Annotated in this window: 24 protein-coding genes; 23 read left to right on the top strand and 1 reads right to left on the bottom strand. The window is 71.5% G+C overall.

Annotated elements, in window-relative coordinates; genetic code table 11:
* Positions 1–10 precede the first annotated feature (10 nt).
* The 10 genes from ruvX (at position 11) to nusB (ending at position 9,301) form a co-directional block, all read left to right on the top strand.
* A complete protein-coding gene (gene ruvX, locus ACZ3HQ_RS25520) occupies positions 11–475 on the top strand; it encodes a Holliday junction resolvase RuvX (RefSeq protein ID WP_381112953.1) in 465 nt (154 codons plus the stop codon).
* 122 nt (positions 476–597) lie between these two features.
* Complete coding sequence (gene mltG, locus ACZ3HQ_RS25515) at positions 598–2,232, top strand: endolytic transglycosylase MltG (protein WP_467514350.1); 1,635 nt, start codon at positions 598–600, stop codon at positions 2,230–2,232.
* Entirely contained in the window at positions 2,213–3,052 is an 840-nt protein-coding gene (locus ACZ3HQ_RS25510) for a shikimate dehydrogenase (RefSeq protein ID WP_467514349.1), read from the top strand. Before mltG ends, ACZ3HQ_RS25510 begins: the two co-directional genes overlap by 20 nt.
* A 177-nt stretch (positions 3,053–3,229) precedes the next feature.
* Entirely contained in the window at positions 3,230–4,414 is a 1,185-nt protein-coding gene (aroC, locus tag ACZ3HQ_RS25505) for a chorismate synthase (RefSeq protein ID WP_467514347.1), read from the top strand.
* A complete protein-coding gene (locus ACZ3HQ_RS25500) occupies positions 4,411–4,929 on the top strand; it encodes a shikimate kinase (protein WP_467514346.1) in 519 nt (172 codons plus the stop codon). The genes aroC and ACZ3HQ_RS25500 overlap by 4 nt, the downstream gene beginning before the upstream one ends.
* Positions 4,926–6,017, top strand: coding sequence for a 3-dehydroquinate synthase (gene aroB / locus ACZ3HQ_RS25495; protein ID WP_467514345.1), 1,092 nt, complete (start codon positions 4,926–4,928; stop codon positions 6,015–6,017). The genes ACZ3HQ_RS25500 and aroB overlap by 4 nt, the downstream gene beginning before the upstream one ends.
* A gap of 166 nt (positions 6,018–6,183) precedes the next feature.
* A complete protein-coding gene (locus ACZ3HQ_RS25490) occupies positions 6,184–7,062 on the top strand; it encodes a Pro-rich N-terminal domain-containing protein (RefSeq protein WP_467514344.1) in 879 nt (292 codons plus the stop codon).
* A 70-nt stretch (positions 7,063–7,132) separates the two neighbouring features.
* Positions 7,133–8,248, top strand: a complete 1,116-nt coding sequence (locus ACZ3HQ_RS25485) for an aminopeptidase P family protein (protein ID WP_467514343.1) — start codon at positions 7,133–7,135, stop codon at positions 8,246–8,248.
* 49 nt (positions 8,249–8,297) lie between these two features.
* Positions 8,298–8,864 (top strand): elongation factor P, encoded by a 567-nt coding sequence (gene efp / locus ACZ3HQ_RS25480; protein ID WP_130339883.1) that lies wholly within the window; start codon positions 8,298–8,300, stop codon positions 8,862–8,864.
* A 2-nt stretch (positions 8,865–8,866) separates the two neighbouring features.
* The gene (gene nusB, locus ACZ3HQ_RS25475; RefSeq protein WP_467514341.1) at positions 8,867–9,301 is read left to right on the top strand and encodes a transcription antitermination factor NusB; all 435 of its coding nucleotides are present in this window, start codon (positions 8,867–8,869) and stop codon (positions 9,299–9,301) included.
* 184 nt (positions 9,302–9,485) lie between these two features.
* Here nusB and bldD read toward each other — a convergent pair whose 3' ends face one another.
* On the bottom strand, positions 9,486–9,986 hold the full coding sequence (gene bldD, locus ACZ3HQ_RS25470) for a transcriptional regulator BldD (protein ID WP_018549006.1): 501 nt from the start codon (positions 9,984–9,986) through the stop codon (positions 9,486–9,488).
* 252 nt (positions 9,987–10,238) lie between these two features.
* Here bldD and pyrR point away from each other — a divergent pair, with 252 nt between their 5' ends.
* From pyrR to metK, 13 genes are all read left to right on the top strand, one after another.
* A complete protein-coding gene (gene pyrR / locus ACZ3HQ_RS25465) occupies positions 10,239–10,811 on the top strand; it encodes a bifunctional pyr operon transcriptional regulator/uracil phosphoribosyltransferase PyrR (protein ID WP_467514340.1) in 573 nt (190 codons plus the stop codon).
* Between the two features lie 91 nt (positions 10,812–10,902).
* A complete protein-coding gene (locus tag ACZ3HQ_RS25460) occupies positions 10,903–11,883 on the top strand; it encodes an aspartate carbamoyltransferase catalytic subunit (RefSeq protein ID WP_467514338.1) in 981 nt (326 codons plus the stop codon).
* A gap of 5 nt (positions 11,884–11,888) precedes the next feature.
* Positions 11,889–13,202, top strand: a complete 1,314-nt coding sequence (locus ACZ3HQ_RS25455) for a dihydroorotase (RefSeq protein ID WP_467514336.1) — start codon at positions 11,889–11,891, stop codon at positions 13,200–13,202.
* On the top strand, positions 13,199–13,783 hold the full coding sequence (locus tag ACZ3HQ_RS25450) for a PH-like domain-containing protein (RefSeq protein ID WP_467514335.1): 585 nt from the start codon (positions 13,199–13,201) through the stop codon (positions 13,781–13,783). The genes ACZ3HQ_RS25455 and ACZ3HQ_RS25450 overlap by 4 nt, the downstream gene beginning before the upstream one ends.
* Complete coding sequence (carA, locus tag ACZ3HQ_RS25445; protein ID WP_467514333.1) at positions 13,780–14,934, top strand: glutamine-hydrolyzing carbamoyl-phosphate synthase small subunit; 1,155 nt, start codon at positions 13,780–13,782, stop codon at positions 14,932–14,934. The genes ACZ3HQ_RS25450 and carA overlap by 4 nt, the downstream gene beginning before the upstream one ends.
* On the top strand, positions 14,927–18,235 hold the full coding sequence (carB, locus tag ACZ3HQ_RS25440; protein WP_467514331.1) for a carbamoyl-phosphate synthase large subunit: 3,309 nt from the start codon (positions 14,927–14,929) through the stop codon (positions 18,233–18,235). The genes carA and carB overlap by 8 nt, the downstream gene beginning before the upstream one ends.
* Positions 18,236–18,338: 103 nt before the next feature.
* Positions 18,339–19,445 carry a quinone-dependent dihydroorotate dehydrogenase gene (locus ACZ3HQ_RS25435; protein WP_467514329.1) on the top strand — a complete coding sequence of 369 codons (1,107 nt, stop codon included), beginning with the start codon at positions 18,339–18,341 and terminating at the stop codon, positions 19,443–19,445.
* On the top strand, positions 19,442–20,281 hold the full coding sequence (pyrF, locus tag ACZ3HQ_RS25430; RefSeq protein ID WP_467514327.1) for an orotidine-5'-phosphate decarboxylase: 840 nt from the start codon (positions 19,442–19,444) through the stop codon (positions 20,279–20,281). The genes ACZ3HQ_RS25435 and pyrF overlap by 4 nt, the downstream gene beginning before the upstream one ends.
* Before the next feature lie 255 nt (positions 20,282–20,536).
* Positions 20,537–20,860, top strand: coding sequence for an integration host factor (locus ACZ3HQ_RS25425; RefSeq protein WP_030810589.1), 324 nt, complete (start codon positions 20,537–20,539; stop codon positions 20,858–20,860).
* Between the two features lie 60 nt (positions 20,861–20,920).
* Positions 20,921–21,514: a guanylate kinase gene (gene gmk, locus ACZ3HQ_RS25420; protein WP_467514325.1), complete on the top strand. Its 594-nt coding sequence runs from the start codon at positions 20,921–20,923 to the stop codon at positions 21,512–21,514.
* Between the two features lie 85 nt (positions 21,515–21,599).
* On the top strand, positions 21,600–21,872 hold the full coding sequence (gene rpoZ, locus ACZ3HQ_RS25415) for a DNA-directed RNA polymerase subunit omega (RefSeq protein WP_030810584.1): 273 nt from the start codon (positions 21,600–21,602) through the stop codon (positions 21,870–21,872).
* Positions 21,873–22,030: 158 nt separating this feature from the next.
* Positions 22,031–23,233: a bifunctional phosphopantothenoylcysteine decarboxylase/phosphopantothenate--cysteine ligase CoaBC gene (gene coaBC, locus ACZ3HQ_RS25410; protein WP_467514323.1), complete on the top strand. Its 1,203-nt coding sequence runs from the start codon at positions 22,031–22,033 to the stop codon at positions 23,231–23,233.
* Between the two features lie 263 nt (positions 23,234–23,496).
* Positions 23,497–24,720 carry a methionine adenosyltransferase gene (gene metK / locus ACZ3HQ_RS25405; protein WP_467514321.1) on the top strand — a complete coding sequence of 408 codons (1,224 nt, stop codon included), beginning with the start codon at positions 23,497–23,499 and terminating at the stop codon, positions 24,718–24,720.
* The last annotated feature ends 52 nt before the right edge of the window (positions 24,721–24,772 follow it).

The following is a 24,772-nucleotide window of genomic DNA, read 5'->3' as shown; positions in this document are numbered from 1 at the left end:
CCGGGCCGTCATGCGCAGAGGACGCCGGCTCGCCATCGACGTCGGGGACGCCCGGATCGGGGTCGCCTCGTGCGATCCCGACGGCATCCTCGCCACCCCGGTGGAGACGGTTCCCGGCCGGGACGTCCCGGCCGCGCACCGCAGGCTGCGGCAACTGGTCGAGGAGTACGAGCCGATCGAGGTCGTCGTCGGGCTCCCTCGCTCCCTCAAGGGGGGCGAGGGCCCGGCGGCGGTCAAGGTGCGCGCCTTCGCCCAAGAGCTGGCACGGGGCATCAAGCCGGTGCCGGTCAGGCTGGTGGACGAGCGGATGACCACGGTGACGGCCAGTCAGGGACTGCGCGCCTCGGGCGTGAAGTCCAAGAAGGGCCGCTCCGTGATCGACCAGGCGGCCGCCGTGATCATTCTCCAGCAGGCGCTGGAATCCGAACGGGTGTCAGGTGCACCACCCGGTGAGGGCGTCGAAGTGGTCATCTGATCGCGGTGCGGTAACGTTCCGCGCGATGCGGCGGTGTTCGAACAGCCGCCGCACAGCAAGAGGCGGAACGGAAGCCGGTCCTGGCGCCGGGCGACCGTCGGCCTCGCGGCTCTAGGGGATCGATGACTGAGTATGGCCGGGGCCCAGGCACCGAACCGTGGCATCCGGAGGACCCGCTGTACGGGGACGCCGGATGGGGAGCGCAAGCGGCCCACGCGGGGCAGCAGTACCCCTACGGCGGCCAGCCACAGCACCCGCAGCACCCGCAGTACGACGGCTGGTCCCAGGGCCAGCAGCCGCACTACGGAGGCCAGCAGTACCCGCAGTACGACGGTCAGGGCCAGCAGCACTTCGATCCCCAGCAGACCGGTCAGCACCCGCATCCCCAGCAGCACCAGGGCGGCTGGGACGCCACGGGTACGCACGGCCACGTCCCCTACGCGGCCGACCCGGGCGACCCCTACGGACAGCACCCCGCCGCCTACGGGGCCGAGCAGCCCGACCTCTACGGCACCGAGGACGCCTACCCGCCGCCCCAGCCTCCGGGCCACCGGGACCCGGAGCCCGGCTGGGACCCCGAGGGCGACGACGAGCCCCCCGTGCCCCCCGGTGACGACGATGACCCGGTGGAGCCCGCCGAGCGGCGCGGCAAGGGCCGCAAGCCCGTCAAGAGCAAGAAGGGCCGCACCGGCTGCGCCCTGATGGTGGTCGTCGTCGTCTTCGGCGGCGGCCTCGGCGGCGTCGCCTACTTCGGCTACCAGTTCTACAAAAATCGTTTCGCCCCCGCCCCGGACTACGCGGGCAGCGGCAACGGCGAGGCGGTGACGGTCGAGATCCCCAAGGGCGCGGTCGGCGCCGCCATCGGCCGCAAGCTGAAGGAGGCCGGTGTCGTCGAGAGCGTCGACGCCTTCGTCTCGGCCCAGCTCGCCAACCCCAGGGGCAAGACCCTCCAGGACGGCGTCTACACCCTCCAGAAGCACATGTCCGCCGCCAGCGCGGTGGAGCTGATGCTCAGCCCGAAGAGCCGCAACAACCTGATCATCGCCGAGGGCTCCCGCAACGCGGCCGTCTACGCGCTGATCGACAAGCGCCTGAAGCTGGCCGACGGCACCACCCAGAAGGTGGCCGCCAAGGAGTACAAGTCCCTCGGTCTGCCCGCCTGGGCGCTCAACCACCCCGGTCTGAAGGACCCGCTGGAGGGCTTCCTCTTCCCGTCCAGCTACCCGGTCGGCAAGGACCAGAAGCCCAAGGACGTCCTGAAGGCGATGGTCGGCCGGGCCAACGACAAGTACGCGGCCCTGGGCCTGGAGAAGAAGGCGTCCGACGTCGGGCTCGAATCGCCCTGGCAGCTCCTGACCGCCGCGAGCCTGGTCCAGGCCGAAGGCAAGACGCACGACGACTTCCGCAAGATGGCCGAGGTCATCTACAACCGCCTCAAGCCGGACAACACCGAGACGAACCAGCTCCTCCAGTTCGACTCGACGTACAACTACCTCAAGGGCGCCAGCAACATCCATATCTCCGAGAAGGAGATCAACGGCGACCGAAGCGCGTACAACACGTACACCAACAAGGGTCTGCCGCCCGGTCCGATCGGGAACCCGGGTGACGAGGCGCTCAACGCGGCCCTGTCCCCGACGCACGAGGGCTGGATGTACTTCGTGGCGACGGACGGTATGAACAAGACCGAGTTCGCGAGGACCAACGCGGAGTTCGAGAAGCTCAAGGACAAGTTCAATGCCAGCTCGGGCAACTGACGCCCGCCGGGCCGCCGTGCTCGGCAAGCCCATCGGGCATTCGCTCTCTCCGGTGCTGCACCGGGCGGCCTACGCCGAACTCGGGCTCGGCAACTGGTCGTACGACCGCTTCGAGGTCGATGAGGCGGGGCTGGCCGGGTTCTTTGCGGGGCTCGGGCCCGAGTGGGCCGGGTTGTCGTTGACGATGCCGCTCAAGCGGGCCGTGATGCCCCTGCTGGACGAGGTCAGTGAGACGGCGGCCTCCGTGGACGCCGTGAACACGGTGGTGTTCACGGAGGACGGCCGGAAGGTCGGGGACAACACCGACATCCCCGGCATGGTGGCCGCGCTGCGCGAGCACGGCATCGAAGAGGTGGAGTCCGCCGCCGTCCTCGGCGCCGGCGCCACCGCCTCCTCCGCCCTCGCCGCGCTCGCCCGGATCTGCCCGGGCGAGGTCGTGGTCTACGTCCGCAGCGCCGCCCGCGCCGCGGAGATGCGGGAGTGGGGCGAGCGGCTCGACGTCGAGGTCCGCACCGCCGACTGGGCGGACGCGGCCGAGGCCCTGCACGCGCCCCTGGTGATCGCCACCACCCCCGCCGGCACCGCCGACGCCCTCGCCACCGCCGTACCCGAGCGCCCGGCGACCCTCTTCGACGTGCTCTACGACCCCTGGCCCACCGAGCTGGCCGCCCGCTGGTCGATGTTCGGCGGGGCCGTGGTCGGCGGTCTGGACCTGCTGGTCCACCAGGCCGTGCTCCAGGTGGAGCGGATGACCGGCCGCACCCCGGCCCCGCTGGAGGCCATGCGCCGGGCGGGCGAACGGGCCCTCGCCGCCCGCTGACCCGCCGCACCCCGCCCCGCACCGGGGTCCCGAAATCCGGACCGAGGCCCGGATACCGGGCCCGGCGTGGGAGGATCGGAGGTGGCGGGCCGGGATCGCGCACCCGGTCGGGCCGCCGCCGTACGCGCGGACACGCGTAAGCGGGGCAGTACCGGGCGCGAAATCTGAGGAGCACCGTTGAGCAGGCTGCGTTGGCTGACCGCGGGGGAGTCCCACGGTCCCGCACTCGTCGCGACGCTGGAGGGACTTCCCGCCGGCGTGCCGATCACCACGGAGATGGTGGCGGATCATCTGGCGCGGCGGCGGCTCGGCTATGGGCGTGGCGCGCGGATGAAGTTCGAGCGTGACGAGGTCACGTTCCTCGGCGGTGTGCGGCACGGGCTGACCCTCGGCTCCCCGGTGGCGGTCATGGTGGGCAACACCGAGTGGCCGAAGTGGGAGCAGGTCATGGCGGCCGACCCGGTGGACGAGGAGGTGCTGGCCGGCCTCGCGCGCAACGCCCCGCTGACCCGCCCGCGCCCCGGCCACGCGGACCTGGCCGGCATGCAGAAGTACGGCTTCGACGAGGCCCGGCCGATCCTGGAGCGGGCCTCCGCGCGGGAGACGGCGGCGCGGGTCGCGCTCGGCGCGGTGGCGCGGTCGTACCTGAAGGAAACCGCCGGGATCGAGATCGTCAGCCACGTCGTGGAGCTGGCCGCCGCGAAGGCGCCGTACGGCGTGTACCCGACGCCGGCCGACGTGGAGCGGCTCGACGAGGACCCGGTGCGCTGCCTGGACGCGGACGCCTCCAAGGCGATGGTCGCGGAGATCGACCAGGCCCACAAGGACGGCGACACCCTCGGCGGCGTGGTCGAGGTGCTGGCGTACGGCGTCCCGGTCGGCCTCGGCTCGCACGTGCACTGGGACCGCAGGCTGGACGCCCGGCTCGCGGCCGCGCTCATGGGCATCCAGGCGATCAAGGGCGTCGAGGTCGGCGACGGCTTCGACCTGGCCCGGGTGCCGGGCTCCAAGGCGCACGACGAGATCCTCGCCACCCCCGAGGGCATCAAGCGCGCCACCGGCCGCTCCGGCGGCACCGAGGGCGGCCTGACCACCGGTGAGCTGCTGCGGGTGCGGGCGGCGATGAAGCCGATCGCCACCGTGCCGCGCGCGCTGGCCACGGTCGACGTCGCCACGGGCGAGGCCGCACAGGCCCACCACCAGCGCTCCGACGTGTGCGCGGTCCCGGCCGCGGGCATCGTGGCCGAGGCGATGGTGGCCCTGGTCCTCGCGGACGCGGTCGCGGAGAAGTTCGGCGGCGACAGCGTGGCCGAGACCCGGCGCAACGTCCGCTCCTACCTCGACAACCTGGCGATCGGATGAGCGCCCAGCCCCTGGTCGTCCTGGTGGGGCCGATGGGCGTGGGCAAGTCCACCGTCGGACGGCTGCTGGCCGGCCGGCTGGGCGCCGCCTTCCGGGACACCGACGACGACATCGTGGCCCAGCAGGGCCGCACCATCGCCGAGATCTTCGTGGACGACGGCGAGGACGCCTTCCGCGCGCTGGAGAAGCGCGCGGTGGCCGAGGCGGTCGCCGGGCACGCGGGCGTGCTCGCGCTGGGCGGCGGCGCCGTCCTGGACGCGGACACCCGGGCGCTGCTGACCGCGCAGCGCGTGGTCTACCTCTCGATGGACGTCGAGGAGGCCGTACGCCGCACCGGGCTGAACGCCGCCCGCCCGCTGCTCGCCGTCAACCCGCGCCAGCAGTGGCGCGCGCTGATGGAGGCCCGCCGCCATCTGTACGAAGAGGTCGCCACCGCCGTCGTGCCGACCGACGGACGCGGTCCCGAGGACGTCGCCCGAGCCGTCCTGGACGCACTGGAGTTGAAGGAAGCATGAGCGAGGCAGTCACCCGCATCCCGATCGCCGGGACGGCGGGCACCGACCCCTACGAGGTCCTGGTGGGCCGCCAGTTGCTGGGCGAGCTGGCCGGACTGATCGGCCCGAAGGCCAAGCGGGTCGCCGTCATCCACCCCGAGGCGCTCGCCGAGACCGGCGACGCGCTCCGCGCCGACCTGGCGGAGCAGGGGTACGAGGCGGTCGCCATCCAGGTGCCCAACGCCGAGGAGGCGAAGACCGCCGAGGTCGCCGCCTACTGCTGGAAGGCGCTCGGCCAGTCCGGCTTCACCCGCACCGACGTGGTCGTGGGCGTCGGCGGTGGCGCCACCACCGACCTGGCCGGGTTCGTCGCGGCGACCTGGCTGCGCGGGGTGCGCTGGATCGCCGTCCCCACCACCGTGCTGGCCATGGTGGACGCGGCGGTCGGCGGCAAGACCGGCATCAACACCGCCGAGGGCAAGAACCTCGTCGGCGCCTTCCACCCTCCGGCCGGCGTCCTGTGCGACCTGGCCGCGCTGGACTCCCTCCCGGTGCACGACTACGTCTCCGGGCTGGCGGAGGTCATCAAGGCCGGCTTCATCGCCGACCCGGTGATCCTCGACAGGATCGAGTCCGACCCCGAGGCCGCCCGCACCCCGGCCGGACCGCACACCGCCGAGCTGATCGAGCGCTCGATCCGGGTCAAGGCCGACGTGGTCTCCTCCGACCTCAAGGAGACCGGCCGCCGGGAGATCCTCAACTACGGTCACACCCTCGGCCACGCCATCGAGAAGAACGAGCGGTACAAGTGGCGGCACGGCGCGGCCGTCGCCGTCGGCATGCACTTCGCCGCCGAACTCGGCCGCCTGGCGGGCCGGCTGGACGACGCGACCGCCGACCGGCACCGCGCGGTCCTGGAGTCCGTCGGCCTGCCGCTGCACTACCGCTACGACCAGTGGCCCAAGCTGGTGGAGGCGATGAAGGTCGACAAGAAGTCGCGCGGCGACCTGCTCCGCTTCATCGTGCTGGACGGTCTCGCCCGGCCGACCGTGCTGGAGGGCCCCGACCCGGCCGTGCTCCTCGCCGCCTACGGCGAGGTCGGCCAGTAGGTCCCGTACCGCCCGGTGTGCCCCGATTCCCCATCAGGGGCGGGCACTTCGCACCGCCCCCGGCCGTTTCACCGAATGACGGCCGGGGGCGGTACCGTTCGGTAGGGTGCGGGCTCCGTACCCGCCTTCCGGCGCCGAGCGTGTGTACGAGATGGAGTGGCAACGGATGCAGCACGCAGTGGGATCTCCGCTGCCGCCGCCCCACCAGCCGGGGCACGGGCCGCACACCACCTGGGCACCCGGCGCGGGGGCGCCGCAGGGGCCGGGCGTGCCGCCACCGGGGTTCTCGGGTCCTCCCGTACCGCCCGCCCCGCCCGTGCCGCCACCGGCTCCGCCCGCGCAGGCCCCGGCTCCTCAGCACCCCGCCCCGCGGCACCCCGTGGCGCCGCCGCCCGCGCCCGATGTCTCCGGGCATGTGACGCTGCCGCCCGGCGGTCCTGTCGGCGTCCCCGCGGCGCCGCCCGCCATGGCGGCCCCCGACTCCTCGGCCACCACGCTCGCCGTACTGCTGATCGGTCCCGCGGGCGCGGGCAAGACCAGCGTGGCCAAGTACTGGGCCGACCACCGCCGGGTGCCCACCGCCCACATCAGCCTGGACGACGTCCGCGAGTGGGTCCGCTCCGGCTTCGCCGACCCGCAGACCGGGTGGAACGACCACTCCGAGGCCCAGTACCGCCTGGCCCGCCGCACCTGCGGCTTCGCCGCCCGCAACTTCCTGGCCAACGGGATCTCCTGCATCCTCGACGACGCGGTCTTCCCGGACCGCCCGGTCGTCGGGCTCGGCGGCTGGAAGCGCCATGTGGGCCCCGGCCTGCTCCCGGTGGTGCTGCTGCCGGGGCTGGACGTCGTCCTGGAGCGCAACGCCGAGCGCTCGGGCAACCGCCGCCTCACCGACGAGGAGGTGGCCCGCATCCACGGCCGCATGGCCGGCTGGTACGGCTCCGGGCTGCCCATCATCGACAACTCCCAGTTGGACGTCCCCGGCACCGCACGGGTGCTGGACGAGGTGCTGGCCCGCGCCATCGCCAGTCCGCCGAACTGGTAGGGACACCGGCCGCACCCCACTCGGCCCTCGCCAACCGGCACAAACCGGGCACAACTTCTACGCTCGTCTCATGTCAGAGGTGTACGCGACCCGTCGATCCCGGCTGAGGGAACGCTGCAACGCGGCCGGTACCGCGGCAGCGCTCATCTCCCGCCCCGCCAATGTGCGCTACCTGGCGGGCGCCGCGCCCCAGGGCGCCGTCCTGCTGCTCGGCAGGGACCAGGACCAGCAGGACCAGTTGGTGTGCCCCGTCCCGCCCGAGGACCGGCCCGCGGACGGCCGCCCCGACGAGTCCCTGGTCCTGCACATCCTGTCCACGCCCGGCCGCGACCCGGCCGTCGCCGCCGCCGACCTGGCCGGGAGCCAGGGCAGCGAGGCCCTCGCCGTGGAGGAGCACCACCTCACCGTCGCCCGGTACCGCGCCCTGGACGCCGTCGCGCCCAAGCTGCGGCTCGCCGACCTCGGCACGGCCGTGGAGCAGCTCCGGCTGATCAAGGACGAGGAGGAGATCTCCTGTCTGCGCATCGGTGCCGAGATCGCCGACCAGGCCCTCGGCGAGCTGCTGGAGTCCATCCTGGTCGGCCGCACCGAGCGGCATCTCGCGCTGGAGCTGGAGCGCCGGCTGGTCGACCACGGCGCCGAGGGCCCGGCCTTCCCGACCTCGGTCGCCACCGGCCCCAACTCCGGCCGTCCGGGCCACCGCCCCACCGACCGGCGGGTGGAGGAGGGCGACTTCCTCTCCGTCTGCCTGGGCGCCGCCTACCGCGGCTACCGGTGCGAGATCGGGCGGACCTTCGTCATCGGCACCTCGCCGGCCGACTGGCAGGTGGAGCTGTACGACCTGGTCTTCGCCGCCCAACGGGCCGGTCGCGAGGCCCTCGTGCCGGGCGCGGCCTGCCGTGACGTGGACCGTGCCGCGCGCCAGGTGCTGGACTCCGCCGGGCACGGCGCGGCCCTCCAGCCGGCCACCGGACACGGGGTCGGGCTCGAAATCGACGAGGACCCGCAGCTCGCCCCCGCGGCCATGGGTAAACTTGACGCTTGCGTGCCGGTCACCGTCGAGCCGGGGGTCCACCTTCCGGGCCGGGGCGGAGTCCGGATCGATGACACGCTCGTCGTCCGCCCCGAGGCGGACGGCGGACCCGAGCTACTCACCATCACGACCAAGGAACTGCTCGCCCTGTAGTCAGGTGCGAGCGCCGGGGTCGTACGTCAGTCCAGGAGATTCCGCAACCGTGGCTTCCACGAACGACCTCAAGAACGGCATGGTGCTCAAGCTCGACGGGGGCCAGCTTTGGTCCGTCGTCGAGTTCCAGCACGTCAAGCCCGGTAAGGGCCCGGCCTTCGTGCGCACCAAGCTCAAGAACGTCCTCTCCGGCAAGGTGGTCGACAAGACCTTCAACGCCGGTGTCAAGGTCGAGACGGCCACCGTCGACAAGCGCGACATGCAGTACTCGTACAAGGACGGCGAGTACTTCGTCTTCATGGACATGGAGACGTACGACCAGCTCCACATCGACCCGAAGGCCGTCGGCGACGCCGCGAACTTCCTGATCGAGGGCTTCACCGCCGTCGTCGCCCAGCACGAGGGCGAGGTGCTCTTCGTGGAGCTGCCGGCCGCCGTCGAGCTGGTCATCCAGGAGACCGAGCCGGGCGTCCAGGGCGACCGCTCCACCGGTGGCACCAAGCCCGCCACCCTGGAGACCGGCCACCAGATCCAGGTCCCGCTCTTCATCACCACCGGCGAGAAGATCAAGGTCGACACCCGTACGAGCGACTACCTCGGCCGGGTGAACAGCTAACCGTGGCCGCCCGCAACACGGCCCGCAAGCGCGCCTTCCAGATCCTCTTCGAGGGTGACCAGCGCGGCACCGACGTCATCACGGTTCTCGCCGACTGGGTCCGGCTCTCCCGGAGCGACACCCGGCAGCCGCCCGTCAGCGAGTACACCATGCAGCTCGTCGAGGGGTACGCCGAGCGCGCCCGCCGCATCGACGACCTGATCGCCCAGTACGCGGTGGGCTGGACGCTCGACCGGATGCCGGTCGTCGACCGCAACCTGCTGCGCCTCGGCGCGTACGAGCTGATCTGGGAGGACGAGACCCCGGACGCGGTCGTCCTGGACGAGATGGTGCAGCTCGCGAAGGAGTTCTCGACGGACGAGTCGCCGGCCTTCGTGAACGGCCTCCTGGGCCGCTTCAAGGAGCTGAAGCCAGGCCTGCGGCGCGATCAGCCGTAGTACCGCCGTAGTACTGCCGTAAGGGCGCGGGAGAGCCGCGTGTGCCGGCCCGTCGGGGCTGGTCGCGCAGTTCCCCGCGCCCCTGAGTTTCTCCGGCCTCAGCACGCCGAAAAAGCCGCCGGGGTGGCAGGGATCGTCTCCCTGCCATCCCGGCGGCACGTTTCTGCGCTGCTGAACTCAGCGGCTAGCTGTCCTCGTGGGCGACCGCGCGGCGCGCGTCCGCGTCCAGGACGCCCCAGCTGATGAGCTGCTCGGTGAGGACCGAGGGGGACTGGTCGTAGATGACGGCGAGGGTGCGCAGGTCGTCCTGGCGGATCGACAGCACCTTGCCGTTGTAGTCGCCGCGCTGGGACTGGATCGTCGCCGCGTACCGCTGGAGGGGGCCCGCCTTCTCGGCCGGCACGGTGGCCAGCCGCTCCAGGTCCAGGACCAGCTTCGGCGGCGGCTCGGCTGCCCCGCCCGGCGTGGTGCCCGGCAGCAGCTCCTGCACCGGAACGCCGTAGAAATCGGCCAGCTCGGCCAGGCGCTGTACGGTCACGGCACGGTCGCCGCGCTCGTAGGAACCGACCACCACGGCCTTCCAGCGCCCCTGGGACTTCTCCTCGACACCGTGGAGGGAAAGGCCCTGCTGGGTGCGGATGGCCCGGAGCTTGGCCCCGAGCTGTTTGGCGTATTCGCTGGACATATAGCTCCCCGGACACTGTGTAGACGCGGGCGGCAGGTGATCCCACCGCGCGGCTGGTAACTCACTGTGAGGTTACGCAGCGTGATTCTCCTGCGTCAAGCCGAATGGTCCACACCGACTCTTCCGTGGTAGTGGCCGCCCGTTGGGCCAAGCGGGTGAACGAGCCCCTCCGGCGACCTGCTAGGGTGGTTGGCGCAAATCCGACGTCCTTTAAAGTCCGTCCCGTGAGGCGGAGAAGGAGGTCCGTTTCGTATGGACTCGCACGCCAATCCGCTGAACTCAGATGCCCGGCCCGTACTCGAAGGCCCGGACATCGCCCGCGTACTGACCCGCATCGCCCACGAGATCGTCGAACGCGCCAAGGGCGCCGACGACGTGGTGCTCCTCGGCATCCCCACGCGAGGCGTCTTCCTCGCCCAGCGGCTCGCCGTCAAGCTGGAGCAGGTCACCGGCCGGAAGATCCCCGTCGGCTCGCTCGACATCACGATGTACCGCGACGACCTGCGCATGCACCCCCCGCGCGCCCTCGCCCGCACCGAGATCCCCGGTGAGGGTGTCGACGGCCGCCTGGTGGTCCTCGTCGACGATGTGCTCTTCTCCGGCCGCACCATCCGCGCCGCCCTCGACGCCCTGAACGAATTCGGGCGCCCGCGCGCGGTCCAGCTCGCCGTCCTCGTCGACCGCGGCCACCGGGAACTCCCGATCCGCGCCGACTACGTCGGCAAGAACCTCCCCACGTCGTTGCGGGAGACGGTCAAGGTCCAGCTCGCCGAGGAGGACGGTCGCGACACCGTGCTGCTCGGTGCCAAGGCTGCCGACCAGTAGCGCTTCCGGGTGCCCGGCCGCTTCGGCGTGCCCCGGCGCACCCCGGTCCGCCCGAAACCTCCCGTATTAACTGCCTTACGGAGCCTGACAGATGCAGCGTCATCTCATCTCGGCCGCCGACCTCACCCGTGACGACGCCGTCCTGATCCTCGACACCGCCGAGGAGATGGCCAGGGTCGCGGACCGGCCGATCAAGAAACTGCCGGCCCTGCGCGGCCGCACGGTCTGCAACCTCTTCTTCGAGGACTCGACCCGCACCCGGATCTCGTTCGAGGCCGCCGAGAAGCGCCTCTCCGCCGATGTCATCAACTTCGCGGCCAAGGGCTCCAGCGTCTCCAAGGGCGAGTCGCTGAAGGACACCGCCCAGACACTGGAGGCGATGGGCGTGGACGCCGTCGTCATCCGGCACAGCGCCTCCGGCGCCCCCTACCGCCTCGCCAACTCCGGCTGGATCGACGCCCCGGTCATCAACGCGGGCGACGGCACCCACCAGCACCCCACCCAGGCCCTGCTGGACGCCTTCACCATGCGCCGCCGGCTGATCGGCGCCGACGCCGGGCTCGGCCGGGACCTCGACGGCAAGCGCGTCACCCTCGTCGGCGACGTCCTGCACAGCCGGGTCGCCCGCTCCAACGTGGACCTGCTGCACACCCTCGGCGCCGAGGTCACCCTGGTCGCGCCGCCCACCCTGCTGCCGGTCGGCGTGGACACCTGGCCCTGCGAGGTCTCCTACGACCTCGACTCCACGCTCCCCAAGTCCGACGCCGTGATGATGCTCCGCGTCCAGCGCGAGCGGATGAACGCCGCGTTCTTCCCCACCGAGCGCGAGTACTCCCGCCGCTACGGCCTCGACGGCGACCGCATGGCCCGGCTGCCGGAGCACGCCATCGTGATGCACCCCGGCCCGATGGTCCGGGGCATGGAGATCACCGCCGAGGTCGCCGACTCCGACCGCTGCACGGTCGTGGAGCAGGTCGCCAACGGCGTCTCCATCCGCATGGCCGTCCTCTACCTGCTGCTCGGCGGCAACGAGCCCGCCGGCACCGCCCACCTTCGTACCGAGGAGAAGTAAGACCCATGAGCAAGATCCTGATCCGTGGTGCGAAGGTGCTCGGGGGCGAGCCGCAGGACGTCCTGATCGACGGCGAGCTGATCGCGGCGGTCGGCACCGGGCTGAGCGCCGAGGGCGCCGGTCGTGCCGGAGGCGCGCAGGACGTGACCGTTGTCGAGGCCGACGGCAAGGTGCTGCTGCCGGGCCTGGTCGACCTGCACACCCATCTGCGCGAGCCGGGCCGCGAGGACTCCGAGACCGTTCTCACCGGCACCCGCGCCGCCGCCTCCGGCGGCTTCACCGCCGTCTTCGCCATGGCCAACACGTTCCCCGTCGCCGACACCGCCGGCGTGGTCGAGCAGGTCTGGCGGCTCGGCAAGGAGTCCGGCTACTGCGACGTACGCCCCATCGGCGCCGTCACCGTGGGCCTGGAGGGCAAGAAGCTCGCCGAGCTGGGCGCCATGCACGACTCGGCCGCCGAGGTCAGCGTCTTCTCCGACGACGGCAAGTGCGTGGACGACGCGGTCATCATGCGCCGCGCCCTGGAGTACGTGAAGGCGTTCGGCGGGGTCGTCGCCCAGCACGCCCAGGAGCCCCGGCTCACCGAGGGCGCCCAGATGAACGAGGGTGTCGTCTCCGCCGAGCTGGGCCTGGGCGGCTGGCCGGCCGTCGCCGAGGAGTCGATCATCGCGCGGGACGTGCTGCTCGCCGAGCACGTCGGCTCCCGCCTGCACATCTGCCACCTCTCCACGGCCGGCTCGGTGGAGATCATCCGCTGGGCCAAGTCCCGCGGCATCGACGTCACCGCCGAGGTGTGCCCGCACCACCTGCTCCTGACCGAGGAGATGGTGCGCACCTACAACCCCGCCTACAAGGTGAACCCGCCGCTGCGCACCGAGCGCGATGTGCGCGCCCTGCGCGAGGCGCTGGCCGACGGCACGATCGACATCGTCGCCACCGACCACGCCCCGCACCCGCACGAGGACAAGGACTGCGAGTGGGCCGCGGCCGCCATGGGCATGGTCGGCCTGGAGACCGCGCTGTCCGTGGTGCAGGAGACCATGGTGGAGACCGGCCTGCTGGACTGGGCCGCGGTCGCCGACCGGATGTCCTTCACCCCGGCCCGGATCGGCGGCGCCACCGGCCACGGCCGCCCCGTCGCCGCGGGCGAGCCCGCCAACCTCACCCTCGTGGACACGGCCTACCGTGGACAGGTGGACCCCGCGCGCTTCGCCTCGCGCAGCCGCAACACCCCCTACGAGGGCCGCGAGCTGCCGGGCCGTGTCACGCACACCTGGCTGCGGGGCAAGGCCACGCTCATGGACGGGAAGCTCACGTGACACCTGCAACTCAGCTCGCCGCAACGCTCGCCACGACCCTGGCGGACGAGAAGAAGTCGGCCGCGGTGACCGACTGGGCCGCCCGCCTGGGCTGGCTCGTCGGCCTGGCCCTCTTCGTCGCGCTCGTCTACTGGCTGATGCGCGAGGGCTGGAAGTGGCGCGGCACCCTCCAGAGCGACCTGCCCGCACTCCCCGAGGTGCCGGAGGACCCCGGCCCGGCCATCCTGACCATGAGCGGCCGCTACCACGGCTCCACCACCGCCGGGCAGTGGCTGGACCGGATCGTGGCCCACGGCCTGGGCTCCCGCAGCCGGGCCGGGCTGACCCTCACCGACGAAGGGCTGGCCGTCGAGCGCCCGGGCGCCACCGACTTCTTCGTCCCGGCCGGGGCGCTGCGCGGCGCCCGGCTCGACAAGGGCATCGCGGGCAAGGTCCTCACCGAGGGCGGACTGCTCGTGGTGACCTGGGCGCACGGCGAGAAGCTGATCGACTCCGGCTTCCGCTCCGACCAGGCCGCCGAACACACCACCTGGGTCGAGACCCTGAACCAGATGACCAACCACACGGAAGGCGCACGATGACGACCTCCACCAGGGGAGCCGCCAGGACTCCCGCCGTACTCGTCCTGGAGGACGGCCGTACCTTCCGCGGCCGCGCCTACGGGGCCGTGGGGGAGACCTTCGGCGAGGCCGTGTTCTCCACCGGCATGACCGGCTACCAGGAGACCCTGACCGACCCCTCCTACGACCGCCAGATCGTCGTCGCCACCGCCCCCCAGATCGGCAACACCGGCTGGAACGACGAGGACGACGAGTCCGGCCGCATCTGGGTCTCCGGCTACGTGGTCCGCGACCCCGCGCGCGTGCCGTCCAACTGGCGCTCCCGGCGCTCCCTGGACGACGAGCTGACCGCCCAGGGCGTCGTCGGCATCAGCGGCATCGACACCCGCGCCCTCACCCGCCACCTGCGCGAGCGCGGCTCCATGCGCGCCGGGATCTTCTCCGGCGAGGCGCTGGCCCCCGACGCCGAACTACTGCTGCGGGTCCAGGCCCAGCCGCACATGAAGGGCGCGAGCCTCTACGAGGAGGTCGCCACCAAGGAGGCGTACGTCGTCCCCGCGGTCGGCGAGAAGAAGTTCACCGTCGCCGCGATCGACCTCGGCATCAAGGGCATGACCCCGCAGCGGATGGCCGAGCGCGGCATCGAGGTCCACGTCCTCCCGGCCACCGCCACGGCCGAGGACGTCTACGCCGTGGAGCCCGACGGCGTGTTCTTCTCCAACGGCCCCGGCGACCCGGCCACGGCCGACGGCCCGGTGGCCCTGATGACCGCCGTGCTGGAGCGGAAGACCCCGCTGTTCGGCATCTGCTTCGGCAACCAGATCCTCGGCCGCGCCCTCGGCTTCGGCACCTACAAGCTGAAGTACGGCCACCGCGGCATCAACCAGCCGGTCCAGGACCGCACCACCGGCAAGGTGGAGGTCACCGCGCACAACCACGGCTTCGCCGTCGACGCGCCGCTGGACAAGGTCAGCGAGACGAAGTTCGGCCGCGCCGAGGTCTCCCACGTCTGCCTCAACGACGACGTGGTGGAGGGCCTCCAGCTCCTCGACCAGCCGGCCTTCTCCGTCCAGTACCACCCCGAGGCGGCGGCCGGTCCGCACGACGCCGCCTACCTGTTCGACCGCTTCACGTCTTTGATGAGCACCGTCCGGGAGGGCCAGCGTGCCTAAGCGCTCCGACATCCAGTCCGTCCTGGTCATCGGCTCGGGCCCGATCGTCATCGGTCAGGCCGCCGAGTTCGACTACTCCGGCACCCAGGCGTGCCGCGTGCTCAAGGCCGAGGGCCTGCGCGTGATCCTGGTCAACTCCAACCCGGCCACGATCATGACCGACCCGGAGATCGCCGACGCCACCTACGTCGAGCCGATCACCCCCGAGTTCGTCGAGAAGATCATCGCCAAGGAGCGCCCCGACGCCCTCCTGCCCACCCTGGGCGGCCAGACCGCCCTCAACACCGCCATCTCCCTGCACGACAGCGGGGTGCTGGAGAAGTACGGCGTCGAACTGATCGGCGCCCGCCCCGAGGCCATCCACAAGGGCGAGGACCGCGACCTCTTCAAGGGCGTCGTGGAAGAGGTCCGCAAGAAGACCGGCCACGGCGAGTCCGCCCGCTCGGTCATCTGCCACACCATGGACGACGTCCTCAAGGGCGTCGAGACGCTCGGCGGCTACCCCGTCGTCGTCCGCCCGTCCTTCACCATGGGCGGCGCCGGCTCCGGTTTCGCCCACGACGAGGACGAGCTGCGCCGCATCGCGGGCCAGGGCCTCACGCTCTCCCCGACCACCGAGGTGCTCCTGGAGGAGTCCATCCTCGGCTGGAAGGAGTACGAGCTGGAGCTGATGCGCGACAAGAACGACAACGTCGTGGTCGTCTGCTCCATCGAGAACTTCGACCCGATGGGCGTGCACACCGGCGACTCGATCACCGTCGCCCCCGCGATGACGCTGACCGACCGCGAGTACCAGCTCCTGCGCGACGTCGGCATCGCCATCATCCGCGAGGTCGGCGTCGACACCGGCGGCTGCAACATCCAGTTCGCGGTGAACCCCGAGGACGGCCGGGTCATCGTCATCGAGATGAACCCGCGCGTCTCGCGGTCCTCCGCGCTCGCCTCCAAGGCCACCGGCTTCCCGATCGCCAAGATCGCCGCCAAGCTGGCCGTCGGCTACACCCTGGACGAGATCCCGAACGACATCACGCGGGAGACCCCCGCCTCCTTCGAGCCCACGCTCGACTACGTCGTCGTCAAGGCGCCCCGGTTCGCCTTCGAGAAGTTCCCGCAGGCCGACTCCACGCTGACCACTACCATGAAGTCGGTCGGCGAGGCCATGGCCATCGGCCGCAACTTCACCGAGGCGTTCCAGAAGGCGCTGCGCTCGCTGGAGAAGAAGGGCAGCCAGTTCACCTTCATCGGTGACCCCGGCGACAAGAAGGCCCTCCTCGAAGAGGCGGTACGCCCCACCGACGGCCGGATCAACACCGTCATGCAGGCGATCCGCGCGGGTGCCACGCCCGAGGAGATCTTCGAGTACACGAAGATCGACCCCTGGTTCGTGGACCAGCTCTTCCTGATCAAGGAGACCGCGGACGAGCTGGCCGAGGCGCCCGAGCTGACCGCCGAACTGCTCGCCGAGGCCAAGCGGCACGGCTTCTCCGACCTCCAGATCGGTGAGATCCGGGGCCTGCGCGAGGACGTCGTCCGCGAGGTCCGGCACGTGCTGGGCATCCGCCCGGTCTACAAGACGGTCGACACCTGCGCCGCCGAGTTCGCCGCGAAGACGCCGTACTTCTACTCCTCCTACGACGAGGAGAGCGAGGTCGCGCCGCGCGAGAAGCCCGCCGTGATCATCCTGGGCTCCGGGCCCAACCGCATCGGCCAGGGCATCGAGTTCGACTACTCCTGCGTCCACGCCTCCTTCGCGCTGTCCGACGCCGGGTACGAGACCGTGATGGTCAACTGCAACCCGGAGACCGTCTCCACCGACTACGACACCTCCGACCGGCTCTACTTCGAGCCGCTCACCCTGGAGGACGTGCTGGAGATCGTGCACGCGGAGTCCCTCGCCGGCCCGATCGCCGGTGTGGTCGTGCAGCTCGGCGGGCAGACCCCGCTGGGGCTCGCGCAGGCGCTGAAGGACAACGGCGTGCCGGTCGTCGGCACCCCGCCCGAGGCCATCCACGCCGCCGAGGACCGGGGCGCCTTCGGCCGCGTGCTCGCCGAGGCCGGCCTGCCCGCGCCCAAGCACGGCACCGCTACCACCTTCGCCGAGGCCAAGGCCATCGCGGACGAGATCGGCTACCCGGTCCTGGTCCGCCCCTCCTACGTCCTCGGCGGACGCGGCATGGAGATCGTGTACGAGGAGGAGCGCCTCTCCGCGTACATCGAGGAGTCCACCGAGATCAGCCCCTCCCGGCCGGTCCTCGTGGACCGCTTCCTGGACGACGCCATCGAGATCGACGTCGACGCCCTCTACGACGGCGAGGAGCTGTACCTCGGCGGCGTCATGGAGCACATCGAGGAGGCCGGCATCCACTCCGGCGACTCGGCGTGCGCCCTGCCCCCGATCACGCTGGGCGGCTTCGACATCAAGCGGCTGCGCGCCTCCACCGAGGCCATCGCCAAGGGCGTCGGCGTCCGCGGACTGATCAACATCCAGTTCGCCATGTCCGGCGACATCCTCTACGTCCTGGAGGCCAACCCGCGCGCCTCCCGTACGGTCCCCTTCACGTCCAAGGCGACCGCCGTCCCGCTCGCCAAGGCCGCCGCCCGCATCTCGCTGGGCACGACCATCGCCGAGCTGCGCGCCGAGGGCCTGCTGCCCGCCAACGGTGACGGCGGCGAACTGCCGCTGGACGCGCCGATCTCCGTCAAGGAGGCCGTGATGCCCTGGTCCCGCTTCCGGGACATCCAGGGCCGCGGCGTGGACACCGTGCTCGGCCCCGAGATGCGCTCCACCGGCGAGGTCATGGGCATCGACTCCGTCTTCGGCACGGCGTACGCCAAGTCGCAGGCGGGCGCGTACGGCCCGCTCCCCACCAAGGGCCGCGCGTTCATCTCGGTCGCCAACCGCGACAAGCGCTCGATGATCTTCCCGGCCCGCGAACTGGTCGCCCACGGCTTCGAGCTGCTGGCCACCTCCGGCACCGCCGAGGTCCTCAAGCGCAACGGCATCAACGCCACCGTCGTGCGCAAGCAGTCCGAGGGCACCGGCCCGAACGGCGAGCGGACCATCGTCCAGCTCATCCACGACGGCGAGGTCGACCTCATCGTCAACACGCCCTACGGCACCGGCGGCCGCCTCGACGGCTACGACATCCGTACGGCGGCCGTGGCCCGCTCGGTGCCCTGCCTGACCACCGTCCAGGCGCTCGCCGCCGCCGTCCAGGGCATCGACGCCCTCGGCCGCGGGGACGTGGGCGTCCGCTCCCTCCAGGAGCACGCGGAACATCTGAACGCGGCCCGCGACTAGCCGCGCCGAGGGGGACACCGGAAACGGTGTCCCCCTCTTCATGAGCCTCCGCTTCCTGAGCCCCTCTTCCTGAGCCCCGCCCCCGCCTTCGAGGACTCCCCACATGTACAAGCTGTTCTTCCGGCTGATCTTCCAGCGGATGGACCCGGAACAGGCCCACCACCTGGCCTTCCGCTGGATTCGCCTGCTCGCCCGCGTCCCGGTGCTGCGCACCTTCGCCGCCGCCGCGCTCGCTCCCCGGCACGAGGAACTGCGCACCGAGGCCCTCGGCCTGCGCATGCACGGCCCCTTCGGGCTCGCCGCCGGCTTCGACAAGAACGCCGTCGGCATCGACGGGCTCTCCATGCTCGGCTTCGACCACGTCGAGATCGGCACCGTCACCGGCGAGGCCCAGCCCGGCAACCCGAAGAAGCGGCTGTTCCGGCTGGTCGCCGACCGCGCCCTGATCAACCGCATGGGCTTCAACAACGAGGGCTCCCTCGCCGTCGCCGCCCGGCTCGCCTCCCGGCGCCCGGTGTTCCGTACGGTCGTCGGCGTCAACATCGGCAAGACCAAGGCCGTCCCCGAGGCGGACGCCGTCGCGGACTACGTGAAGTCCGCCGAGCGGCTCGCCCCGCACGCCGACTACCTCGTGGTGAACGTCTCCTCCCCGAACACCCCCGGCCTGCGCGACCTCCAGGCCACCGAGGCGCTGCGCCCGCTGCTCGGCGCCGTGCGCGAGGCCGCCGACCGCGCCACCGGCGACCGCCGTGTGCCGCTCCTGGTGAAGATCGCCCCCGACCTCGCGGACGAGGACGTGGACGCCGTGGCCGACCTCGCCGTGGAACTCGGCCTGGACGGCATCATCGCCACCAACACCACCATCGCCCGCGAGGGCCTCGGTCTGCGCTCGGCGCCCTCGGTGGTCAAGGAGACCGGCGGCCTGTCCGGCGCCCCGCTCAAGGCCCGCTCCCTTCAGGTGCTGCGCCGCCTGTACGCGCGCGTGGGCGACCGCATCACCCTGGTCGGCGTCGGCGGCGTGGAGACCGCCGAGGACGCCTGGCAGCGCATCCTGGCCGGCGCCACGCTGGTCCAGGGCTACAGCGCCTTCGTCTACGAGGGCCCCTTCTGGACCCGCGCCGTCCACAAGGGCCTCGCCGCCCGGCTGAAGGCCAGCCCGTACGCCACCCTCGCCGACGCGGTCGGCGCCGACGTCAGGAACCCCGCATGACCGAGCCCTTCGGCACCCGTCTGCGCCGCGCCATGGACGAGCGCGGCCCGCTGTGCGTCGGTATCGACCCGCACGCCTCGCTGCTCGCCGACTGGGGCCTGAACGACGACGTGAGCGGCCTGGAGCGGTTCAGCCGCACGGTCGTGGAGGCCATCGCCGACCGGGTCGCCGTCGTGAAGCCGCAGAGCGCGTTCTTCGAGCGGTTCGGCTCGCGCGGTGTCGCCGTCCTGGAGCGCACGGTGGAGGAGACCCGCGCGGCGGGCGCCCTGGTGGTGATGGACGCCAAGCGCGGCGACATCGGCTCCACCATGGCCGGGTACGCGGAGGCGTTCCTGCACAAGGACGCCCCGCTGTTCTCGGACGCGCTCACCGTCTCGCCGTACCTCGGCTACGGCTCGCTCGCCCCGGCGGTCGAGCTGGCGCGGGAGAACGGCGCCGGGCTCTTCGTGCTCGCGCTGACCTCCAACCCGGAGGGTCCCGAGGTGCAGCACGCGGTCCGCGCGGACGGGCGCAGCGTCGCCGCGACCGTGCTGGCCCACCTCGCCGCCGAGAACGCGGGCGCCGAGCCGCTGGGCTCCTTCGGCGCGGTCGTGGGCGCCACGGTGGGGGACCTGTCGTCCTACGACCTCGCCATCAACGGCCCGCTGCTCGCCCCCGGCGTCGGCGCCCAGGGCGCCACTCCGGCGGACCTCCCGGCGGTGTTCGGGAGCGCGGTGGGCAACGTGGTGCCGAACGTCAGCCGGGGCGTGCTGCGGCACGGTCCCGACATCGCGGCGCTGCGGGCGGCCACGGCGGCCTTCGCGGGCGAGATCCGGGCCGCCGTAGCGGGCTCCTGAGCACGGCGGACGGGCTCGATGGGGGGTCCGGGAGGCGAATACATCCCCGAATCATGGGCAGTATGCCCGAAAAGTCCGTCCTCACGGAGGCTGACCAGGACTTTTCCGCTGTTCTCGCTGACTCTGGCGAACATGCCCGCTAGTCTCCGAGCAGTGAGAGCGGGCGAGCGTGTTGCTCGTCGCTCCCCAGGTGTGGGGCGACTAGGTTCCTCACCGGTCCGTATCCGACAGTTCGACATCCGAGGTGACGTAGGCGTGGCTCTTCCGCCCCTTACCCCTGAACAGCGCGCAGCCGCGCTCGAAAAGGCCGCCGCGGCTCGCCGGGAGCGGGCCGAGGTCAAGAATCGACTCAAGCACTCCGGCGCCTCGCTGCACGAGGTCATCAAGCAGGGCCAGGAGAACGAGGTCATCGGCAAGATGAAGGTCTCGGCCCTTCTGGAGTCCCTGCCGGGCGTGGGCAAGGTCCGCGCCAAGCAGATCATGGAGCGTCTGGGCATCTCCGAGAGCCGTCGTGTCCGCGGCCTCGGTTCCAACCAGATCGCCTCCCTGGAGCGTGAGTTCGGCAGCACCGGCTCCTGAGTCCGGGCGCTGCCCGGACCGGAGTCCCGGGCACTCCGGGATTGCTGGAATAATCGCTGCATGGCTGGAACATTCCGGGGGACGTCCCCCGTATCCCCGGACGCACGTCCGCGGCTGACCGTGCTCTCCGGCCCCTCCGGGGTCGGCAAGAGCACGGTCGTCGCCCATATGCGCAAAGAACACCCCGACGTCTGGCTGTCGGTGTCCGCGACCACCCGCAAGCCGCGCCCCGGTGAGCAGCACGGCGTCCACTACTTCTTCGTCACCGACGAGGAGATGGACAAGCTGATCGCCAACGGCGAGCTGCTGGAGTGGGCCGAGTTCGCCGGCAACCGCTACGGCACGCCCCGCGCCGCCGTGCTGGAGCGGCTGGAGAAGGGCGAGCCGGTGCTGCTGGAGATCGACCTCCAGGGCGCCCGGCAGGTCCGCGAGTCGATGTCCGACGCCCAACTGGTCTTCCTCGCCCCGCCCTCCTGGGAGGAGCTGGTCCGCAGGCTCACCGGCCGCGGCACCGAGCCGCCGGAGGTCATCGAGCGCCGGCTGGAGGCGGCCCGCACCGAACTGGCCGCCGAGCCCGAGTTCGACGTGACCCTGGTCAACACCTCCGTCGAGGACGTGGCCGGGGAGCTGCTAGCCTTGATGGACGTTGTGTGATCGTGACCGCCGTCCGTCAACAGGACTCAACCGGTCACGATGATCCACACCGACTGATTCTTTCCCACCCATCGGAAGGCAGAGCGTGTCCTCTTCCATCACCGCGCCCGAGGGCATCATCAACCCTCCGATCGACGAGCTCCTCGAGGCCACCGACTCGAAGTACAGCCTGGTGATCTACGCGGCCAAGCGCGCCCGTCAGATCAACGCGTACTACTCGCAGCTCGGTGAGGGCCTCCTCGAGTACGTCGGTCCGCTCGTCGACACCCACGTCCACGAGAAGCCGCTCTCGATCGCGCTGCGCGAGATCAACGCCGGTCTGCTGACCTCCGAGGCCATCGAGGGCCCGGTCCAGTAGTTCCCGTCGTTCCAGTAACGCACGTCGTTCGCGGTCGTACTTTCAGATCGCGGTCGACTTATCCACAGGCCCGGCAGTCACGCTGCCGGGCCTGTGGTGTGTCATGGGTGTCAAAGGTTCCGAGAAGTCCGTGGGGACGGTGGGAGACGGTGGAGACGGTGGACAAGCCGAAGGTCGTGCTGGGCGTCAGCGGCGGCATCGCCGCGTACAAGTCCTGTGAGCTGCTCAGACGGCTCACGGAGTCGGGGCACGACGTGCGGGTGGTGCCGACCGCCTCCGCGCTGCACTTCGTCGGCGCCGCCACGTGGTCCGCGCTCTCCGGCAACCCGGTCTCCACCGAGGTCTGGGACTCCGTCCACGAGGTCCCGCACGTCCGCATCGGGCAGCACGCCGACCTCGTGGTCGTCGCGCCCGCCACCGCCGACATGCTCGCCAAGGCCGCGCACGGCCTCGCGGACGACCTGCTCACCAACACCCTGCTCACCGCGCGCTGCCCGGTGGTCTTCGCCCCGGCCATGCACACCGAGATGTGGGAGCACCCGGCCACCCAGGAGAACGTGGCCACCCTGCGTCGCCGGGGCGCGGTCGTCATCGAGCCCGCCGTGGGACGCCTCACCGGCGTCGACACCGGCAAGGGCCGGCTCCCCGACCCCGCCGAGATCTTCGAGGTGTGCCGCCGGGTGCTGGCGCGCGGCGTGAGCGAGCCCGACCTCGCGGGCCGCCATGTGGTGGTCTCGGCGGGCGGCACCCGTGAGCCGCTCGACCCGGTGCGCTTCCTCGGCAACCGCTCCTCGGGCAAGCAGGGGTACGCCCTGGCCCGGACCGCCGCCGCGCGCGGGGCCCGGGTGACGTTGGTCTCGGCCAACGCCTCCCTGCCCGACCCGGCCGGGGTGGACGTCGTGCACGTCGGCACCGCCGTCCAGCTCCGCGAAGCCGTGCTCAAGGCCGCGGCCGACGCCGACGCCGTGGTCATGGCCGCCGCCGTCGCCGACTTCCGCCCCGCCGTCTACGCGAGCGGGAAGATCAAGAAGAAGGACGGCCAGGAGCCCGAGCCGGTCGCCCTGGTGCGCAACCCCGACGTGCTCGCCGAGGTCGCCGCCGAGCGCGCCCGCCCCGGCCAGGTCGTCGTCGGCTTCGCCGCCGAGACCGACGACGTGCTTGCCAACGGCCGCGCCAAGCTGGCCCGCAAGGGCTGCGACCTGCTGGTGGTGAACGAGGTGGGGGAGCGCCGCACCTTCGGCTCGGAGGAGAACGAGGCGGTCGTCCTCGCCGCCGACGGCACCGAGACGGCCGTACCGCACGGGCCGAAGGAGGCCCTCGCGGACACCGTCTGGGATCTGGTGGCGGCCCGGCTGGGCTGAGCGGCTGGGCCGTTCGAGACGGTTCGTTTTCGGCCACCCGGAGTCTTTTTTTCATACCGCGATGGCGCGTGGCGGATCTGTTCAAGGCCGCGTTCCAGCGTGCAGAATGCCTGTGCCGCAGGTCACAGCGTTCTCGCTGGGCGAGAACGGGTGGCCCTGCGGCCAGGTGCGACCGATAAACTGTTCACGGACGACGTTGGGCGCAGCTCCCGACGTGGTCCTTCAATGATCAGCCAGCAGCCGCTGCAACCCCAGGGAGCGTTGTGTCCCGTCGCCTGTTCACCTCGGAGTCCGTGACCGAAGGTCACCCCGACAAGATCGCTGACCAGATCAGCGACACCATTCTCGACGCGCTGCTCCGCGAGGACCCCTCGTCCCGCGTCGCCGTCGAGACGCTGATCACCACCGGCCTGGTGCACGTGGCCGGCGAGGTCACGACCAAGGCTTACGCGCCCATCGCCCAGTTGGTGCGCGAGAAGATCCTCGAGATCGGCTACGACTCCTCCAAGAAGGGCTTCGACGGCGCCTCCTGCGGCGTCTCGGTGTCCATCGGCGCGCAGTCCCCGGACATCGCGCAGGGCGTCGACACGGCGTACGAGTCCCGGGTCGAGGGTGCCTCCCGCGGAGACGAGGGTGATGAGCTGGACAAGCAGGGCGCGGGCGACCAGGGCCTGATGTTCGGCTATGCCTCGGACGAGACGCCGACGCTGATGCCGCTGCCGATCTTCCTGGCGCACCGCCTGTCCAAGCGCCTCTCCGAGGTCCGCAAGAACGGCACCATCCCCTACCTGCGCCCCGACGGCAAGACCCAGGTCACCATCGAGTACGACGGCGACAAGGCCGTCCGTCTCGACACCGTCGTGGTCTCCTCCCAGCACGCCTCCGACATCGACCTCGAGTCGCTGCTCGCGCCCGACATCCGCGAGTTCGTGGTCGAGCCCGAGCTGAGGGCCCTGCTGGACGAGGGCATCAAGATCGACACCGAGGGCTACCGCCTGCTGGTCAACCCGACCGGCCGCTTCGAGATCGGCGGCCCGATGGGCGACGCCGGCCTCACCGGCCGCAAGATCATCATCGACACCTACGGCGGCTTCGCCCGCCACGGTGGCGGCGCCTTCTCGGGCAAGGACCCGTCCAAGGTGGACCGCTCGGCCGCGTACGCGATGCGCTGGGTCGCCAAGAACGTGGTGGCCGCGGGCCTCGCCTCGCGCTGCGAGGTCCAGGTCGCCTACGCGATCGGCAAGGCCGAGCCGGTCGGTCTCTTCGTGGAGACCTTCGGCACCGCCAAGATCGACCCGGAGAAGATCGAGAAGGCCATCGACGAGGTCTTCGACCTCCGTCCGGCCGCGATCATCCGCGATCTCGACCTGCTGCGCCCGATCTACGCCCAGACGGCGGCCTACGGCCACTTCGGCCGCGAGATCCCCGACTTCACCTGGGAGCGCACCGACCGCGTCGACGCCCTGCGCAAGGCCGCCGGCGTCTGATCCGCACCGTGTGAACCGGGGCCCGGCCTCCCTTCGGGGACGCCGGGCCCCG

The organism is Streptomyces sp. NPDC018263 (assembly GCF_055562575.1).
This window is presented reverse-complemented; position numbering and strand designations above follow the sequence as displayed.

What these genes read in the sequence shown, in the direction of transcription:
- ruvX (WP_381112953.1), top strand. Translation starts at nt 11, where the DNA reads ATGCGCAGAGGACGCCGGCTCGCCATCGACGTCGGGGACGCCCGGATC.
- mltG (WP_467514350.1), top strand. Translation starts at nt 598, where the DNA reads ATGACTGAGTATGGCCGGGGCCCAGGCACCGAACCGTGGCATCCGGAG.
- ACZ3HQ_RS25510 (WP_467514349.1), top strand. Translation starts at nt 2,213, where the DNA reads ATGCCAGCTCGGGCAACTGACGCCCGCCGGGCCGCCGTGCTCGGCAAG.
- ACZ3HQ_RS25500 (WP_467514346.1), top strand. Translation starts at nt 4,411, where the DNA reads ATGAGCGCCCAGCCCCTGGTCGTCCTGGTGGGGCCGATGGGCGTGGGC.
- aroB (WP_467514345.1), top strand. Translation starts at nt 4,926, where the DNA reads ATGAGCGAGGCAGTCACCCGCATCCCGATCGCCGGGACGGCGGGCACC.
- ACZ3HQ_RS25490 (WP_467514344.1), top strand. Translation starts at nt 6,184, where the DNA reads ATGCAGCACGCAGTGGGATCTCCGCTGCCGCCGCCCCACCAGCCGGGG.
- ACZ3HQ_RS25485 (WP_467514343.1), top strand. Translation starts at nt 7,133, where the DNA reads ATGTCAGAGGTGTACGCGACCCGTCGATCCCGGCTGAGGGAACGCTGC.
- bldD (WP_018549006.1), bottom strand. Translation starts at nt 9,986, where the DNA reads ATGTCCAGCGAATACGCCAAACAGCTCGGGGCCAAGCTCCGGGCCATC.
- pyrR (WP_467514340.1), top strand. Translation starts at nt 10,239, where the DNA reads ATGGACTCGCACGCCAATCCGCTGAACTCAGATGCCCGGCCCGTACTC.
- ACZ3HQ_RS25460 (WP_467514338.1), top strand. Translation starts at nt 10,903, where the DNA reads ATGCAGCGTCATCTCATCTCGGCCGCCGACCTCACCCGTGACGACGCC.
- ACZ3HQ_RS25455 (WP_467514336.1), top strand. Translation starts at nt 11,889, where the DNA reads ATGAGCAAGATCCTGATCCGTGGTGCGAAGGTGCTCGGGGGCGAGCCG.
- carA (WP_467514333.1), top strand. Translation starts at nt 13,780, where the DNA reads ATGACGACCTCCACCAGGGGAGCCGCCAGGACTCCCGCCGTACTCGTC.
- ACZ3HQ_RS25435 (WP_467514329.1), top strand. Translation starts at nt 18,339, where the DNA reads ATGTACAAGCTGTTCTTCCGGCTGATCTTCCAGCGGATGGACCCGGAA.
- pyrF (WP_467514327.1), top strand. Translation starts at nt 19,442, where the DNA reads ATGACCGAGCCCTTCGGCACCCGTCTGCGCCGCGCCATGGACGAGCGC.
- gmk (WP_467514325.1), top strand. Translation starts at nt 20,921, where the DNA reads ATGGCTGGAACATTCCGGGGGACGTCCCCCGTATCCCCGGACGCACGT.